Annotated in this window: 16 protein-coding genes; all 16 read left to right on the top strand. The window is 62.6% G+C overall.

The genetic code is table 11. The annotated features are described in order from the left end of the window. Nucleotides 1–62: 62 nt before the first annotated feature. A complete protein-coding gene (locus tag E8F06_RS06445) occupies nt 63–506 on the top strand; it encodes an NUDIX hydrolase (RefSeq protein WP_280365360.1) in 444 nt (147 codons plus the stop codon). 55 nt (nt 507–561) lie between these two features. Continuing rightward, a complete protein-coding gene (gene mnmA / locus E8F06_RS06440) occupies nt 562–1,680 on the top strand; it encodes a tRNA 2-thiouridine(34) synthase MnmA (RefSeq protein ID WP_280365357.1) in 1,119 nt (372 codons plus the stop codon). Then, nucleotides 1,677–2,297 carry a high frequency lysogenization protein HflD gene (gene hflD / locus E8F06_RS06435; RefSeq protein ID WP_077524424.1) on the top strand — a complete coding sequence of 207 codons (621 nt, stop codon included), beginning with the start codon at nt 1,677–1,679 and terminating at the stop codon, nt 2,295–2,297. Before mnmA ends, hflD begins: the two co-directional genes overlap by 4 nt. Nucleotides 2,298–2,405: 108 nt before the next feature. Next, nucleotides 2,406–3,776: an adenylosuccinate lyase gene (purB, locus tag E8F06_RS06430; RefSeq protein WP_280365354.1), complete on the top strand. Its 1,371-nt coding sequence runs from the start codon at nt 2,406–2,408 to the stop codon at nt 3,774–3,776. Between the two features lie 60 nt (nt 3,777–3,836). Then, nucleotides 3,837–5,003, top strand: a complete 1,167-nt coding sequence (locus E8F06_RS06425; protein ID WP_280365352.1) for a cupin domain-containing protein — start codon at nt 3,837–3,839, stop codon at nt 5,001–5,003. Beyond that, nucleotides 4,996–5,421, top strand: a complete 426-nt coding sequence (locus tag E8F06_RS06420; protein ID WP_280365349.1) for a GNAT family N-acetyltransferase — start codon at nt 4,996–4,998, stop codon at nt 5,419–5,421. The genes E8F06_RS06425 and E8F06_RS06420 overlap by 8 nt, the downstream gene beginning before the upstream one ends. Nucleotides 5,422–5,429: 8 nt before the next feature. Next, complete coding sequence (locus tag E8F06_RS06415) at nt 5,430–6,059, top strand: histone acetyltransferase HPA2 (RefSeq protein WP_280365348.1); 630 nt, start codon at nt 5,430–5,432, stop codon at nt 6,057–6,059. Beyond that, a complete protein-coding gene (locus tag E8F06_RS06410; protein ID WP_280365346.1) occupies nt 6,056–6,865 on the top strand; it encodes a secretin N-terminal domain-containing protein in 810 nt (269 codons plus the stop codon). The genes E8F06_RS06415 and E8F06_RS06410 overlap by 4 nt, the downstream gene beginning before the upstream one ends. Before the next feature lie 508 nt (nt 6,866–7,373). Then, nucleotides 7,374–8,969 (top strand): isocitrate lyase, encoded by a 1,596-nt coding sequence (locus tag E8F06_RS06405; RefSeq protein ID WP_280365344.1) that lies wholly within the window; start codon nt 7,374–7,376, stop codon nt 8,967–8,969. A gap of 167 nt (nt 8,970–9,136) precedes the next feature. Beyond that, on the top strand, nt 9,137–9,736 hold the full coding sequence (locus E8F06_RS06400) for a murein L,D-transpeptidase catalytic domain-containing protein (protein ID WP_280365342.1): 600 nt from the start codon (nt 9,137–9,139) through the stop codon (nt 9,734–9,736). 114 nt (nt 9,737–9,850) lie between these two features. Continuing rightward, nucleotides 9,851–11,845, top strand: coding sequence for a PhoX family phosphatase (locus tag E8F06_RS06395; protein WP_280365340.1), 1,995 nt, complete (start codon nt 9,851–9,853; stop codon nt 11,843–11,845). 490 nt (nt 11,846–12,335) lie between these two features. Next, nucleotides 12,336–12,749 carry an NADH-quinone oxidoreductase subunit A gene (locus E8F06_RS06390; protein WP_077524433.1) on the top strand — a complete coding sequence of 138 codons (414 nt, stop codon included), beginning with the start codon at nt 12,336–12,338 and terminating at the stop codon, nt 12,747–12,749. A gap of 10 nt (nt 12,750–12,759) precedes the next feature. After that, nucleotides 12,760–13,437 carry an NADH-quinone oxidoreductase subunit B gene (locus E8F06_RS06385; protein ID WP_077524434.1) on the top strand — a complete coding sequence of 226 codons (678 nt, stop codon included), beginning with the start codon at nt 12,760–12,762 and terminating at the stop codon, nt 13,435–13,437. A 62-nt stretch (nt 13,438–13,499) separates the two neighbouring features. Beyond that, nucleotides 13,500–15,281 carry an NADH-quinone oxidoreductase subunit C/D gene (nuoC, locus tag E8F06_RS06380; RefSeq protein WP_153922522.1) on the top strand — a complete coding sequence of 594 codons (1,782 nt, stop codon included), beginning with the start codon at nt 13,500–13,502 and terminating at the stop codon, nt 15,279–15,281. Next, nucleotides 15,278–15,778 (top strand): NADH-quinone oxidoreductase subunit NuoE, encoded by a 501-nt coding sequence (nuoE, locus tag E8F06_RS06375; RefSeq protein ID WP_280365473.1) that lies wholly within the window; start codon nt 15,278–15,280, stop codon nt 15,776–15,778. Before nuoC ends, nuoE begins: the two co-directional genes overlap by 4 nt. Further along, nucleotides 15,775–17,121: an NADH-quinone oxidoreductase subunit NuoF gene (gene nuoF, locus E8F06_RS06370; protein ID WP_280365337.1), complete on the top strand. Its 1,347-nt coding sequence runs from the start codon at nt 15,775–15,777 to the stop codon at nt 17,119–17,121. The genes nuoE and nuoF overlap by 4 nt, the downstream gene beginning before the upstream one ends. Nucleotides 17,122–17,197 lie beyond the last annotated feature (76 nt).

The following is a 17,197-nucleotide window of genomic DNA, read 5'->3' as shown; positions in this document are numbered from 1 at the left end:
GGGTTTCTTTTTTCCGCCACCGGCGCTTTATGATGTCGCCCCCTTTTTCCGGAGCCTTGCCGATGACCTGGCAACCCCACATCACCGTCGCGACCATTGTCGAGGACCAGGGCCGTTTCCTTCTGGTGGAGGAAGAAGCCGATGGCCGCGCCGTGTTCAACCAGCCCGCCGGCCACTTGGAAGCCAACGAGACTCTCCTTGAAGCCGCACTGCGCGAAACCTTCGAGGAAACCGGCTGGGAGATCGAGCTGACCGCAGTCACCGGCATCTATCTCTACACCGCCCCCAGCAACGGCGTGACCTACCAGCGCGTCTGCTTCGCCGCCAAGCCGCTGCGTCACCACCCGGAGCAGCAGCTGGACGACGGCATCATCGGCCCGCGCTGGCTGACCCGCGAAGAACTCCTGACCGAGAAGGATCGCTGGCGCAGCCATCTGGTCATGCTCTGCATCGATGACTACCTGGCAGGCGAGCGCTTCCCTCTCAGCCTGATCCGCGTCGCCTGAACGCCGCCCAGCCTGATAGAATTCCGCTTTTGCGTAATAGCCAGTGCAGATTCCCATGCGTGATCCAGCCAATACCCGCGTCATAGTCGGCATGTCCGGCGGCGTCGACTCCTCGGTTTCCGCCCTCCTCCTGCTCGAACAGGGCTATCAGGTTGAAGGCCTGTTCATGAAGAACTGGGACGAAGACGACGGCACCGAGTACTGCACCGCCAAGGTAGACCTGGCCGATGCCCAGGCCGTGTGCGACCGCATCGGTATCAAGCTGCATACCGCGAACTTCGCCGCCGAGTATTGGGACCATGTGTTCGAGCACTTCCTTGAGGAATACAAGGCCGGCCGCACACCCAACCCGGACATCCTCTGCAACCGCGAGATCAAGTTCAAAGCCTTCCTCGACTACGCCCTCTCCCTGGGCGCCGACCTGATCGCCACCGGCCACTACGTACGCCGCCGCGACATCGACGGACGCACCGAGCTGCTCAAGGGCCTGGACCCGAACAAGGACCAGAGCTACTTCCTCCACGCGGTTGGCGGCGAGCAGATCGCCCGCACCCTGTTCCCCGTGGGTGAGCTGGAGAAACCCGAAGTGCGCGCCATCGCCGAAAAATACGGCCTGGCCACCGCGCGCAAGAAGGATTCCACCGGTATCTGCTTCATCGGCGAGCGCCGCTTCACCGACTTCCTCAAGCAGTACCTGCCCGCACAACCCGGCGACATCGAAACCACCGAAGGCGACGTCATAGGCCGCCATCACGGCCTGATGTACCACACCATCGGCCAGCGCCAGGGCTTGGGCATCGGCGGCATGAAAGACGCGAGCGATGAGCCCTGGTACGTCCTCGCGAAGGACCTGTCACGCAACGTACTGATCGTCGGCCAGGGCAACGAGAACCCCTGGCTTTACTCCCGCTCGCTGAAGGTGTCGGAAATCTACTGGGTAAACCCCATCGACCTCAGCCAACCGCGTCAACTCAAGGCCAAGGTGCGCTATCGCCAGAGCGACCAGCCCTGCACCCTGGAAGCGACTGCAGACGGTTATGTTGCGGTGTTCGACGAAGCCCAGCGGGCCGTCACCCCAGGACAATCCGTGGTCTTCTACGACGGTGAAATCTGCCTCGGCGGCGGCGTGATCGAAAGCGCCGAGCCTTCGGATGCCGGAGTGAAACGCCCATGAACCAGACCCGTGAGCAACTGGTCGCACTTGGCGCCGTCTTCGAAGCGGCCGCGCTGGTGGACCGCATCGCCAAGACCGGCCAGATCAGCGAACCGCCGCTCGGCTGCATGCTCGGCAGCCTGCTGGTCCGAGATCCGAAAGACACCCTGGACGTCTACGGCGGTGACGACCTCAACCTGCGCGACGGCTACAAGGCCCTGGTCAGCGCCCTGGAGCGCGAGCCCTCCAGCCTGCAGCGCGAGCCCCTGCGTTACGCCCTGGCGCTTCTGACCCTGGAGCGCCAGCTGGCCAAGCGCGGCGATATGCTCGACGTGATCGGCACTCGCCTGGACCAGATCCAGCAGCAGGTGCAGCACTTCGGTCTGGTGCACGACAACGTCATTGCTGCCTGCGCCAGCTTGTACCAGGACACGCTGAGCACCTTCCGCCAGCGCATCCAGGTACACGGCGACATGCGCCACCTGCAGCAATCCAGCAACGCCGCGAAAATCCGCGCCCTGCTGCTCACCGGCATCCGCGCCGCGCGCCTCTGGCGCCAGCTGGGCGGCAATCGCTGGCAGCTCCTGTTCAGCCGTCGCAAGCTGCTCAACGAGCTTTACCCGCTCCTGCGCGGCTGACTCGCCTGCGCCATGTGTCGTCGACCATGGCGCACAAGCAGCGAGCGGGACGAAAACCATGTATGATGTGCGCCCCTTTTCGTTGACCGATTGTCCGAGAACGCACTCATGCAGCTTTCCTCGCTCACCGCGGTTTCCCCCGTAGATGGCCGCTACGCCGGCAAAACCAGCGCACTGCGCCCGATCTTCAGCGAATACGGCCTGATCCGTTTTCGCGTCCAGGTAGAGGTCCGCTGGTTGCAGCGCCTTGCCGCCCATGCCGGTATCCCGGAAGTCGCGCCCTTCTCCGCCGAAGCCAACGCCCTGCTCGACAAGCTGGCCGAAGACTTCCAGCTGGAGCATGCCGAGCGCATCAAGGAAATTGAGCGCACCACCAACCACGACGTGAAAGCCGTGGAATACCTGCTCAAGGAGCAGGCCGCCAAGCTTCCCGAACTGGCCAAGGTCAGCGAATTCATCCACTTCGCCTGCACCAGCGAGGACATCAACAACCTGTCCCACGCCCTGATGCTGCGCGAAGGCCGCGACCAGGTCGTGCTGCCGCTGATGCGCCAACTGGCCAACGCTATCCGCGATCTGGCCGTGCGCTTCGCCGACGTGCCGATGCTCTCCCGCACCCACGGCCAGCCGGCCTCGCCGACCACCCTCGGCAAGGAAATGGCGAACGTCGTGTACCGCCTGGAGCGTCAGATTGCCCAGGTAGCCGCCGTACCGCTGCTGGGCAAGATCAACGGCGCCGTGGGCAACTACAACGCCCACCTGTCCGCCTATCCGGACGTCGACTGGGAAGCCAACGCCCGCGAGTTCATCGAAGGTGACCTGGGGCTGACCTTCAACCCCTACACCACCCAGATCGAGCCGCACGACTACATCGCCGAGCTGTTCGATGCAGTCGCCCGCTTCAACACCATCCTCATCGACTTCGACCGCGACGTCTGGGGCTACATTTCGCTCGGCTACTTCAAGCAGAAGACCATCGCCGGCGAGATCGGCTCTTCGACCATGCCGCACAAGGTCAACCCGATCGACTTCGAGAACTCCGAAGGCAACCTGGGCATCGCCAACGCCCTGCTCCAGCACCTGGCCAGCAAACTGCCGATCTCCCGCTGGCAGCGCGACCTGACTGACTCCACCGTGCTGCGCAACCTCGGTGTCGGCTTCGCTCACAGCGTCATCGCCTACGAGGCAACCCTCAAGGGAATCAGTAAGTTGGAGCTGAATGCTCAACGTATTGCTGAAGACCTGGACGCCTGCTGGGAAGTCCTCGCCGAGCCGATCCAGACCGTGATGCGCCGCTACGCGATCGAGAATCCGTACGAGAAGCTCAAGGAACTGACTCGCGGCAAGGGCATCAGCCCCGAAGCGCTGCAGACTTTCATCGATGGCCTGGATATTCCGGCCGAGGCCAAGGCCGAACTGCGCCAAATGACCCCCGCCAGCTACATCGGTAACGCTGTAGCCCAGGCCAAGCGCATCTGATCGGTTTTGAACCAGTGCACGCCCGGCTGTGCCGGGCGTTTTTATTTCAAAGGCTTAGACATGAATCCTGATACTCCTCTTCAACTTCTGGGTGGCCTTACTGCGCGCGAATTCCTGCGCGACTACTGGCAACAGAAGCCGCTTCTGATCCGCCAGGCCATCCCCGGATTCGAAAGCCCCATCTCTCCCGACGAGCTCGCGGGCCTTTCCCTGGAAGAGGAAGTTGAATCCCGCGTGGTTCTCGAGCACGGCGAGCGTCCCTGGGAAATGCGTCGTGGCCCCTTCGCCGAAGACACCTATCAGAACCTTCCCGAGCGCGACTGGACCCTGCTGGTCCAGGCGGTCGACCAGTTCGTCCCGGAAGTCGCCGAACTGCTGGAACACTTCCGCTTCCTGCCGAGCTGGCGGATCGATGACGTGATGATCAGCTACGCCGCGCCGGGTGGCGGTGTAGGACCGCATTTCGACAACTACGACGTGTTCCTCCTGCAGGGCCACGGCTGCCGTCGCTGGAAGATCGGCCAGATGTGCGACGCCGAGAGCGCCCTGCTGCCCCACGCCGACCTGCGCATCCTCGCCGACTTCCAGCAGACCGACGAATGGGTTCTGGAGCCCGGCGACATGCTCTACCTGCCGCCGCGCCTGGCCCATTTCGGCATCGCCGAAGACGACTGCATGACCTACTCCGTTGGCTTCCGCGCTCCCAGTGCCGCCGAAGTACTGACCCACTTCACCGACTTCCTCGCGCAGTTCCTGCCGGACGAAGAACGCTACAGCGACGCCGGCACCGCCCCCGCCAGCGACCCGCATGAAATCCAGCGCGACGCCCTGGACCGCCTCAAGGTCCTGCTCAACGAGCACATGAGCGACGAACGCCTGCTCCTCACCTGGTTCGGCCAGTTCATGACCGAGCCGCGCTACCCGGAACTGGTCGCCGGCGCAGACGTAGAGGAAGAGGACTTCCTCGGCGCAATCGAAGACGGCGCGGTACTGATCCGCAACCCCAGCGCACGCCTGGCCTGGTCCGAAGTCGATATCGGCCTGGTGCTCTTCGCCAGCGGCCAGAGCCGCCTGCTGCCGAGCAGCCTGCGCGAACTCCTTAAACTGATCTGCGCTGCCGAAGCATTGCATTTCGACAATCTCGGCCAATGGCTGGGCGATGAGGACGGGCGTAAGCTTCTTCTGGAACTGATCAAGCAAGGAAGTCTGGAGTTTGCCGATGAGTGAGATACACGTCCGCGTTGCCGACTGGCAGAAGGACAATGCCGACCTGCGCCGTATTCGTGAGGCCGTATTCATCGCCGAGCAATCCGTCGCACCGGAACTGGAGTGGGACACCGAAGATGCGGACGCCGTGCACTTTCTCGCCTTCGAGCGGGACTATGCTATCGGCACCGCCCGCTTGTTGCCGGATGGCCACATCGGCCGCGTTTCGGTCCTCAGGGACTGGCGCGGACTCAAAGTCGGTGACCGGCTGCTGCAGGCAGCTATCGCTGAAGCCGAACGCCGTGGCCTGAAGCGCCAGATGCTCTCGGCACAGGTCCACGCCACCGCGTTCTACGAACGCCACGGCTTCAAGATCGTCAGCAGCGAGTTCCTCGAGGCTGGCATTCCCCACGTGGACATGGTGCGCGAAAGCCAGTAGAGGTCCGAATGAACGAAAACGCCCCGGAAGCTGCTGAGAACGAAGTCGAATTACCGGCAATCGAGTTCCAGTCGCCGGGGCGTTTCAGCATTCACAATCCAACGCCCCCTCAGCCCGAAGCCTCCGACTGGGAACCCGCCCCATTCAGCCTCGGCATCCACGACCGACTCGAACGCTTCAGCACCCTGGAAGATGCCCGCGCCCATGCCCTTGCGCTGATGCAGCAGGCCCGCCGCCGACTGTGCCTGTACAGCCCGGACCTCGAACCCTGGCTCTACCACAACAGCGCCATCCAACAGGCCTGCACCCGCCTGCTGGTCAGCGACCCCAAGTGCCAACTGCGCATCCTCGTGCGCGACCTGAGCCGCGCCGTGAAGGAAGGCCATCGCCTGCTCAGCCTGAGTCGGCGCCTCTCCAGCAACTTCCAGATTCGCCGGATCAACCCCGACCACCCCTCGGAGGACCTCGCCTATCTGATTGCCGATGACCGCGGCCTGCTCGTGCGCCCCGAGCCCGAGCAGCTGGCCGGTTACGCCCTGTACAACGACCCCGGAAGGACCCGGCTGCAGCAGACCCGCTTCGACCAGGCCTGGGACCTGAGCATTACCGACCCCGATTTGCGGAGCTTCCTGATATGACCCCACGCGCCCTGCTCGCAGCCCTCCTTCTGCTAGTCTGCCTGCCCCTGCAGGCGGCGACGGAGCTCATCCAGCTGCGCTACCGCACAGCGGATGAGCTGCTGCCGATGGCGCAGTCGGTGCTGGGCAACGAGGGTCGCGTCAGCGCCTACGGCAACCAACTGATCGTCAACGCCGAACCGGCAAAGATCAGCGAACTGCGCAACCTCCTCGACCAGCTCGACACGAAGCCGCGACGCCTGCTGATCAGCGTCGATACCAGCGACAGCAACTTCCAGAGCGACCGCGGCTATGCGGTCAATGGTTCGGCCAGCGCCGGTGGCGTCGAAGTCCAGGCCGGCCGTGGCGAAGTGAATGGCCGCGACCAGGTCCGCATGATTCGCCGCACTACCGACAGCCGTGGCGCGGGCGTGCAGCAAGTGCAGACCACCGAGGGCTACCCGGCGCTGATCCAGGTGGGCCAGAGCGTCCCCCTCACCACGACCAGCAGCGGTCCCTACGGCGAGGTCTACAGCAACACCGAATACCGCAACGTAACCCGCGGCTTCTACGTCACCGCCACCCTTTCCGGCGAGCTGGTGCACGTCAGCATCAGCAGCAACCGGGATCGCCTGAACAGCAGCCAGCCCGGCGTGATCGACGTGCAGAGCACCGACACCAAGGTCAGCGGCCGCCTTGGCGAGTGGATCACCATCGGCGCAGTGAACGAAGACAGCCAGTCCGACCAGAGTGGCTTCCTGCGCCACCGCACCACCCAGGGACGTGAAGACATGACCCTGCGCCTCAAGGTCGACGCAGTCGACTGACAGCCTCTTTTCAGACCACCCGGTCTCATCCGAAGGTCTTATGTAGTAGTCCAAAAAAAACACTACAAAACGATTGACGAACACTTGTTTGAAAGAGCAAGATGGCCTCGCTCCCGCTAGCCAGGGGCTCTGAAAAGGGCCTCCGGGTCGCGCTCCAGCCAACCAGCCGAGCCGACCCGTGTTGTAACAGCCCATAAGGCAGTGCGACGAGGTTGCGACTGGAACGAGGTTGTCCTGAGGGACGGGGAAGCACCCGCAACAATCGCAGGATCGAAGGCAGTGCCCGGCAGATCGCCCAACGGTTTCCACGAACCGGCAAGTGATCAAAGAGCGCAAAACCACCCATCGATTTCGCGAGCGTCTGCAGTCAGTCACCCCTCCTCCAGCTACATCTCTCCAGTCGGTCCTTCGACGCGCTGCGGTGAGCAACCCGCAATAACCTTCAGAACGCAGGTTTTTGAGTGGGAAAGTCGGTGCTCAACCCCATACACACTTTGAAGGATTGACCATGTCCGCTTATCAAAACGACATCAAGGCCATTGCCGCTCTGAAAGAAGCGAACGGCAACAGCTGGAGCGCTATCAACCCCGAGTCGGTTGCCCGTATGCGCGCCCAGAACCGCTTCAAGACCGGTCTGGATATCGCCAAGTACACTGCGGCCATCATGCGCAAGGACATGGCCGAGTACGACGCCGACTCCTCCGTCTACACCCAATCCCTGGGCTGCTGGCACGGCTTCATCGGTCAGCAGAAGCTGATCTCCATCAAGAAGCACCTGAAGACCACCAACAAGCGTTACCTCTACCTGTCCGGCTGGATGGTTGCCGCGCTGCGTTCCGACTTCGGCCCGCTGCCCGACCAGTCCATGCACGAGAAGACTGCCGTTTCCGGCCTGATCGAAGAGCTCTACACCTTCCTGCGCCAGGCTGACGCCCGCGAACTGGACCTGCTGTTCACCGCGCTGGATGCCGCCCGCGCCGCTGGCGACAAGGTCAAGCAGGACGAAATCCAGGCTCAGATCGACGGCTACGAAACCCACGTAGTACCGATCATTGCCGACATCGACGCTGGTTTCGGTAACCCGGAAGCCACCTACCTGCTGGCCAAGAAAATGATCGAAGCCGGTGCCTGCTGCATCCAGATCGAGAACCAGGTTTCCGACGAGAAGCAGTGCGGCCACCAGGACGGCAAAGTGACCGTTCCGCACGAAGACTTCCTCGCCAAGATCAACGCTGTTCGCTACGCCTTCCTCGAGCTGGGCGTTGACGATGGCGTGATCGTTGCCCGTACCGACTCCCTGGGTGCCGGCCTGACCAAGCAGATCGCCGTGACCAAGCAACCGGGCGACCTGGGCGACCAGTACAACTCCTTCCTGGACTGCGACGAAATCAACGCATCCGACCTGCAGAACGGCGACGTGGTGATCAACCGCGGCGGCAAACTGCTGCGTCCGAAGCGTCTGCCGAGCAACCTGTTCCAGTTCCGCAAGGGCACCGGCGAAGACCGCTGCGTCCTGGACTGCATCACCTCGCTGCAGAACGGCGCCGACCTGCTGTGGATCGAAACCGAGAAGCCCCACGTTGGCCAGATCAAAGGCATGGTTGACCGCATCCGTCAGGTCATCCCGAACGCCAAGCTGGTTTACAACAACAGCCCGTCCTTCAACTGGACCCTGAACTTCCGTCAGCAAGTGTTCGATGCGTTCGTTGCTGAAGGCAAAGATGTTTCCGCCTACGACCGTGCCAAGCTGATGAGCGTCGAGTACGACGAGACCGAGCTGGCCCAGGTTGCAGACGAGAAGATCCGTACCTTCCAGCGCGACGGTTCGGCCCACGCCGGCATCTTCCACCACCTGATCACCCTGCCGACCTACCACACCGCGGCCCTGTCCACCGACAACCTGGCCAAAGGTTACTTCGCCGACCAGGGCATGCTGGCCTACGTGAAGGGCGTTCAGCGTCAGGAACTGCGTCAGGGCATCGCCTGCGTCAAGCACCAGAACATGGCTGGCTCCGACATCGGCGACAACCACAAAGAGTACTTCGCTGGCGAAGCTGCTCTGAAAGCGAGCGGTAAAGACAACACCATGAACCAGTTCCACTAAGAGGAACTGCCACCGGCCGACCACGCATCGGCCGGACATGGCGAGTCAAGAAGACCCCGGTGCATGCACCGGGGTTTTTCTTTTCTGCACCATGGCCAATGGTCTGCAACGTCTTGCCAGGCCGTGGCGCATTCCTAGAATCTGCAGAAAACCCTGGAGCTCCTGTCGTGCCGCGCTTCCTGCTGCTGATTCTACTATTTGCCTCCTCTACTCTGCGCGCCGGCGACCTGGAACTACTGGTTAGTCAGCCCCGGCTAGGCGAGATACTGGACAAGCTGAAAGCCAACAGGCACCCGCACTTCGCTGTAGTGGACTATGGCCGCGCGTCCACCCTGCCGCGCTTCTATCTGTTCGACAGCCGCAGCCACGCCCTGCTCGGCAGTTTCCGCGTCGCCCATGGCAAGGGCTCGGACCCGGATCACGATGGTTACGCAGACAGTTTCTCCAACGATTTCGGAAGCCGCTCCAGTTCCCTGGGCCTGTTCCGCACGTCACAGGTGTTCGACAGCGACGAGCCGGGCCACGGCCGTTCCATGCGTCTCATCGGGCTCAGCGCGAGCAATAGCAATGCCGAGGAGCGCGCCATCGTCATTCACGCCAACGCGTACATGGAAGACGACTTCATCCGCGAGCACGGCGTACCTGGGCGCAGCTATGGCTGCCTGGTACTGGCAAGAGTGGATCGCGACCGCGTGATAGAGCAGCTCTCGGGAGGGGCGCTGATTTTCGCCATCAGCCAGAAGTTCCCCTCAGTCGCGAGCGAATGACGCAAGACGTGCGCCGAGTCCCACGCAACAGCATCTCCACATCTCTGTCATTGTTCCGTCGCTTTTGGGAATTAGCGTCAGGTCTCCGTCGATTCGCCTGCGTGGAGACCCGCCTTGAACGAACACAACGACAACGCCGTGCTCTTTGGTAACGGCGACGAACTGCCCAGCAACACCTCCAACAACCCGCACATCAACAACTTGATCGGTAGCCTCAACCGCCGCCAGGTATTGATCGGTGGCGCTGCCGCGAGTGCCCTGGCATTCCTTGGTGCAGCCCTTCCAGGCGACGCGATGGCCGCCGACTCGCAGGCCAAGGGCTTCCCCTTCAAGCCGCGCTCGCGCCTGCCCTTCGATGCCATCCCCACTGGCCGCGCCGACACCATCACCGTGCCGCCAGGCTACAAGGCCACACCGTTCATTCCGTGGGGCACGCCAATCACGGGCCGCTATCCGGCCTTCGCAGAGGATGCCAGCAACAGCGCCCAGGATCAGGCCGAGCAGATCGGCATGCACCATGACGGCATGCACTTCTTCCCCATCGACGCCCGTCGCGGCCCAGGCAAACGTTCCGACCACGGCCTGCTGGTTCTCAACCACGAGTACATCGATGCCCCGCTGCTGCACCCCAACGGCCCGACCGTGGTCAGCGGCAAGCGCACCATCGCTGAAGAAGTCCGCAAAGAAATCAACGCTCACGGCGTTTCAGTGGTCGAAATCCGCCGCAATGTAAACGGCGAATGGGAAGTAGTGCCGAGCCGCCGCAACCGCCGCATCACCGCCGCCACGCCGATGCAGATCACCGGGCCGGCCCGCGGCCACAAGCTGCTGCAAACCCGCTACAGCCCGCAGGGCACCGCCACTCGTGGCACCCAGAACAACTGCTCCAACGGCTTCACGCCCTGGGGCACCTACCTCACCTGCGAGGAGAACTGGGCCGGCTACTTCGCCACCCGCGATACCGGCCTGCCGCGCGAACTGCAGCGCTACGGTCTGCGCAGCAGCAGCCGCTTCGGCTGGGAAACCTTGCCGGGCGACGAATTCGAACGCTTCGACGCGACCCGCAAGACCGCCGACGCCACGGGCGACTACCGCAATGAGCCGAACCACTTCGGCTGGATCGTCGAAATCGATCCCTTCGACCCGGATTCCACGCCGGTGAAGCACACTGCTCTGGGCCGATTCGCCCACGAAGGCCTGATCTTCGCCCCGGTGAAACCCGGTCGCCCGGTAGTCTGCTATTCCGGCGACGACTCGCAGAACGAATACATCTACAAGTACGTCAGCCGCGACAAGTACCGCCCCGGCCAGGCCAACGGTCGCCTGTTGGACGAAGGCACCCTCTATGTCGGCCGTTTCAATGCCGACGGCAGCGGCGACTGGCTGCCCCTGGACATCAACGATCGCAACTTCCTCAAGGCCTGCCTCGCCGCCGGCGTCACCTTTGCCGACCAGGGCGACGTGCTGATCAACACCCGCCTGGCCGCCGATGTCGTCGGCGCCACCCGCATGGACCGCCCGGAATGGGGCGCAGTTAATCCGGACAATGGCGAGGTGTACTTCACCCTCACCAACAACACCTCCCGCACCACCGCAGACGCCGCCAACCCGCGCACGGCCAACGCCTACGGCCACATCATCCGCTGGCGCGAAAACAGCCGCGACCACGCAGGCAGCCGTTTCGATTGGAACATCTTCCTGCTCGCCGGCCCCGAGGGCGACAGCCGCGGCCCGGATGGCAAGCCCCTGGGCGCGCAGAACATCCTCGCCAGCCCGGATGGGCTCTGGTTCGACGACGAAGGCCGTCTGTGGATCCAGACAGACATGAGTGGTAGCCAGCTCAGCGCCGGCCCCTTCGGTAACAACCAGATGCTCGTAGCCGACCCGCGCAGCGGCGAACTCAAGCGCTTCCTGGTAGGCCCGCTGGGTGCCGAAGTCACCGGCATCAGTGCAACACCGGACTTCCGCACCCTGTTCGTCAACATCCAGCACCCGGGCGAAGGCTCCACCGCGACCAACCTGCTCAGCGCCTGGCCGGACGGCCCGGGCAAGCGCCCCCGCTCGTCCACCGTGGTCATCCAGCGCGAGGACGGCCGTCGACTGCTCTAAATCCCCTCAAGGATTTCGGCCGGCTCATCTGGGCCGGCCTCTTTTTCCTCTTTCGCAATTCAATATGAACAAAAACAAATGGAATTGTCGCAATTATGAAAACAGCTGGAAGAGCAACTTAGGAACGTTCACAGCATATTTTCCGAGGCAATTTACAAGTTCTCCTGAGCAACTCACGTGTAGTGATTAATTAACCACCAATCAAACGCTAATGACTATCATTTGCCAACCTAGAGCACCGCTCGCTGCGACATAAGGCCGCAATCCGACCAAGGCCTAAGAAAACGCTGAAACACTGATGAGTAGTGGCCTGCAGAGGAGCAGAGGGTCAGAAATCCGGCTGCGCGGGCAATTTTTTGACGTGAAAAATTTACTTGCACACCCGGTCGGGCATAAAATTGTCCGAATCGATTGCCAGGGTCTCAATGAAACCCGGCACTAAACCTATTAAACGCAAGTGAACGCCGTTCCTTGACTAAGGAGTTCCGGCATGTCGGAAGCTACTGCCATCATCTCCCACAACTGGGGTTTCGCTGTTTTCCTGTTGGGTGTCGTCGGCCTCTGTGCCTTCATGATCGGTGTCTCCAGCCTGCTCGGCAGCAAGGCCATCGGTCGTAGCAAGAACGACCCCTTCGAATCCGGCATGCTCCCCACCGGCACGGCCCGCCTCCGCCTCTCCGCAAAGTTCTATCTGGTCGCGATGCTCTTCGTGATCTTCGACGTCGAAGCCCTCTTTCTCTTCGCTTGGTCCGTCTCTGTCCGTGAAAGCGGTTGGGCCGGTTTTATCGAAGCAACCATTTTCATAGCAATTCTGTTGGCAGGTCTTGTCTACCTTTGGCGCATCGGGGCGCTCGATTGGGCTCCCGAAGGTCGTCGCAAGCGGCAGGCGAAGCTAAAACAATGAGGCTTTGGCAATGCAATACAAACTTACTCGGATCGATCCGGATGCCACTTACGAGCAGTATCCGATCGGCGAACGGGAGACCGTTTCCGACCCGCTGCTAGAAGATCAGGTGCACAAGAACATCTTCCTGGGCAAGCTCGAGGATGTTCTCAACGGAGCAGTCAACTGGGGTCGCAAGAACTCCCTGTGGCCGTACAACTTCGGCCTCTCCTGCTGCTACGTGGAAATGACCACTGCCTTCACCGCGCCGCACGATATCGCGCGATTCGGTGCGGAGGTCATTCGTGCATCACCACGCCAGGCCGACTTCATGGTCATCGCCGGCACCTGCTTCATCAAGATGGCACCGGTCATCCAGCGCCTCTATGAGCAGATGCTGGAGCCGAAGTGGGTAATTTCCATGGGTTCGTGCGCGAACTCCGGTGGTATGTACGATATTTACTCGGTCGTTCAGGGCGTGGACAAGTTCCTGCCCGTGGACGTCTACATTCCCGGCTGCCCGCCCCGTCCGGAGGCGTTCCTGCAAGGCCTGATGCTGCTGCAGGAATCCATCGGCCAGGAGCGCCGCCCGCTATCCTGGGTCGTGGGGGACCAAGGCGTCTATCGTGCCGATATGCCCTCCGAGCGAGAAAAGCGCCGCGAACAGCGTATTCAGGTCACCAACCTGCGCAGCCCCGACGAAGTCTGAGCCTGTTCTTCTCCGGTAGACCCCAGGCTCATTCTTTACGTTGACCGATAGCGACCGAGACCATGACTGCAGACACCGTTCTGTCTATTCCGCCTTATAAGGCTGACGACCAAGACGTCGTCGTAGAGCTCAATTCCCGCTTTGGCGCCGAAAGCCTGACCATCCAGTCGACCCGTACCGGAATGCCGGTGATCTGGGTCGCCCGTGACAAGCTGATCGACGTCCTGAAGTTCCTGCGCAACCTCCCGCGCCCCTACGTCATGCTGTACGACCTGCATGGCGTGGACGAGCGCCTGCGCACCCAGCGCCGCGGCCTGCCGAACGCCGATTTCACGGTGTTCTACCACCTCATGTCGCTGGAGCGAAATAGTGACGTGATGATCAAGGTGGCCTTGTCCGAGGGCGACCTCAACCTGCCTACCGTCACCGGTATCTGGCCGAACGCCAACTGGTACGAGCGGGAAGTCTGGGACATGTACGGCATCACTTTCGCCGGCCATCCGCACCTGTCGCGGATCATGATGCCCAACACCTGGGAAGGTCACCCGCTGCGCAAGGATTACCCGGCGCGCGCCACCGAATTCGACCCCTTCAGCCTGACCCTGGCCAAGCACCAGCTTGAAGAAGAAGCTGCACGCTTCCGCCCGGAAGACTGGGGCATGAAACGCCACGGCGAGAACGAGGACTACATGTTCCTCAACCTCGGCCCGAACCACCCCTCCGCCCACGGTGCCTTCCGTATCATCCTGCAGCTGGACGGCGAAGAAATCGTCGACTGCGTGCCGGAAGTCGGTTACCACCATCGCGGCGCCGAGAAAATGGCCGAGCGCCAGTCCTGGCACAGCTTCATTCCGTACACCGACCGTATCGACTACCTCGGCGGCGTGATGAACAACCTGCCGTACGTTCTCGCGGTCGAGAAGCTCGCCGGCATCAAGGTGCCGCAGCGTGTCGACTTCATCCGCGTGATGATGGCCGAGTTCTTCCGGATCACCAGCCACCTGCTGTTCCTGGGCACCTACATCCAGGACGTGGGCGCCATGACGCCGGTGTTCTTCACCTTCACCGACCGCCAGCGTGCCTACAAGGTGATCGAAGCCGTCACCGGCTTCCGCCTGCACCCGGCCTGGTACCGCATCGGTGGCGTCGCCCACGACCTGCCGCGTGGCTGGGATGGCCTGGTGAAAGAGTTCGTCGAATGGCTGCCCAAGCGCCTCGACGAGTACGAAAAGGCTGCCCTGCAGAACAGCATCCTGCGTGGCCGTACCATCGGCGTCGCCCAGTACAACACCAAGGAAGCCCTGGAATGGGGCGTTACCGGTGCTGGCCTGCGTTCCACTGGCTGCGACTTCGACCTGCGCAAGGCCCGCCCTTACTCCGGCTACGAGAACTTCGAGTTCGAAGTGCCCCTGGCTCACAACGGCGACGCCTACGACCGCTGCATGGTTCGCGTGGAAGAGATGCGCCAGAGCATCCGCATCATCGACCAGTGCCTCAAGAACATGCCGGAAGGCCCGTACAAGGCGGACCACCCGCTGACTACGCCGCCGCCGAAAGAGCGCACGCTGCAGCACATCGAGACCCTGATCACCCACTTCCTGCAGGTTTCCTGGGGCCCGGTCATGCCGGCCAACGAAGCCTTCCAGATGATCGAGGCGACCAAGGGCATCAACAGCTACTACCTGACCAGCGACGGCAGCACCATGAGCTACCGCACCCGGATCCGGACGCCCAGCTTCCCCCACCTGCAGCAGATCCCCTCGGTGATCCGCGGCAGCATGGTGGCAGACCTGATCGCCTACCTGGGCAGTATCGACTTCGTAATGGCTGACGTGGACCGCTGATCATGAGCACCCTTATCCAGACCGACCGTTTCGTACTCAGCGAAACCGAGCGCTCGGCCATCGAGCACGAAATGCATCACTACGAGGACCCGCGCGCGGCGTCCATCGAAGCCCTGAAGATCGTCCAGAAAGAGCGTGGCTGGGTGCCGGACGGCGCCGCTGACGCCATCGGCGCGATCCTCGGCATCCCCGCCAGCGATGTCGAAGGCGTGGCTACCTTCTATAGCCAGATCTTCCGTCAGCCGGTCGGCCGCCACGTCATCCGCGTGTGCGACAGCATGACCTGCTACGTCGGCGGCCATGAGTCCGTCGTTGCCGAAATGCAGAAGCAGCTCGGCATCGCCCTTGGCCAGACCACCACTGACAGCCGCTTCACCCTGCTGCCGGTCTGCTGCCTCGGCAACTGCGACAAGGCCCCGGCCGTGATGATCGACGATGACACCTTCGGCGACGTACAACCTGATGGCGTTGCCAAGCTGCTGGAGGCCTACCAATGAAGACCCTCACCTCCATTGGCCCGGCCAACCGCATCGCCCGCAGCGAAGAAACCCATCCGCTGACCTGGCGCCTGCGTGAAGACGCACAGCCGGTATGGCTCGACGAATACCAGCAGAAGAACGGCTACGCCGCTGCCCGCAAGGCCCTGTCCGAAATGGCCCAGGCCGACATCGTTCAGCAAGTCAAGGACTCCGGCCTCAAGGGCCGCGGCGGTGCGGGCTTCCCCACCGGCGTGAAGTGGGGCCTGATGCCAGCCGACGAATCCATGAACATCCGCTACCTGCTGTGCAACGCGGACGAAATGGAACCCAATACCTGGAAGGACCGCATGCTCATGGAGCAGCTGCCCCACCTGCTGGTGGAAGGCATGCTGATCTCCGCGCGCGCCCTCAAGGCCTATCGCGGCTACATCTTCCTGCGCGGCGAATACGTCGACGCGGCGCGCAACCTCAATCGCGCCATCGACGAAGCCAAGGCCGCTGGCCTGCTGGGCAAGAACATCCTCGGCAGCGGTTTCGACTTCGAGCTCTTCGTCCACACCGGCGCAGGCCGTTATATCTGTGGTGAAGAGACTGCCCTGATCAACTCGCTGGAAGGCCGCCGCGCCAACCCGCGCTCCAAGCCGCCCTTCCCTGCCGCCGTCGGCGTCTGGGGCAAGCCCACCTGCGTCAACAACGTTGAGACCCTGTGCAACGTGCCGGCGATCGTCGCCAACGGTGTTGACTGGTACAAGACTCTCGCCCGCCCGGGCAGCGAAGACATGGGCACCAAGCTCATGGGCTTCTCCGGCAAGGTGAAGAACCCCGGTCTGTGGGAGCTGCCCTTCGGCGTTCCGGCTCGCGAGCTGTTCGAAGACTACGCTGGTGGGATGCGCGACGGTTTCAAACTGAAAGCCTGGCAGCCCGGCGGTGCCGGTACCGGCTTCCTGCTCCCGGAACACCTGGATGCGCCCATGTACGCAGCCGGCATCGCCAAGGTGGGCACCCGTATGGGTACCGGCCTGGCACTGGCCGTGGACGACAGCATCAACATGGTCTCCCTGCTCCGCAACATGGAAGAGTTCTTCGCCCGTGAGTCCTGCGGCTGGTGCACCCCGTGCCGTGACGGCCTGCCGTGGAGCGTGAAAGTTCTCCGTGCGCTGGAGCGTGGCGAAGGCCAGGCCGGCGACCTGGAGACTCTCGAGCAGCTCGTCAGCTTCCTCGGCCCAGGCAAGACCTTCTGCGCCCACGCACCGGGCGCCGTCGAGCCACTGGGCAGTGCGATGAAGTATTTCCGTCCGGAGTTCGAGGCAGGCATCGCCAGCCAGATTCCGGCAGCGCGTCCGATTCCCGTCGGCGCCTGAACAGAAGAATTCGCGCAGCGGCGGCCGCTCACCCGGCCCCGCGCGCACGCTGATTCCATTAGCCAAAGCCCGGTCA

The organism is Pseudomonas sp. BN411 (genome assembly GCF_029871235.1).
GTDB lineage: Bacteria > Pseudomonadota > Gammaproteobacteria > Pseudomonadales > Pseudomonadaceae > Metapseudomonas.
The sequence above is the reverse complement of the archived record's forward strand: the minus strand, read 5'-3'. Positions and strand labels throughout refer to the sequence as shown.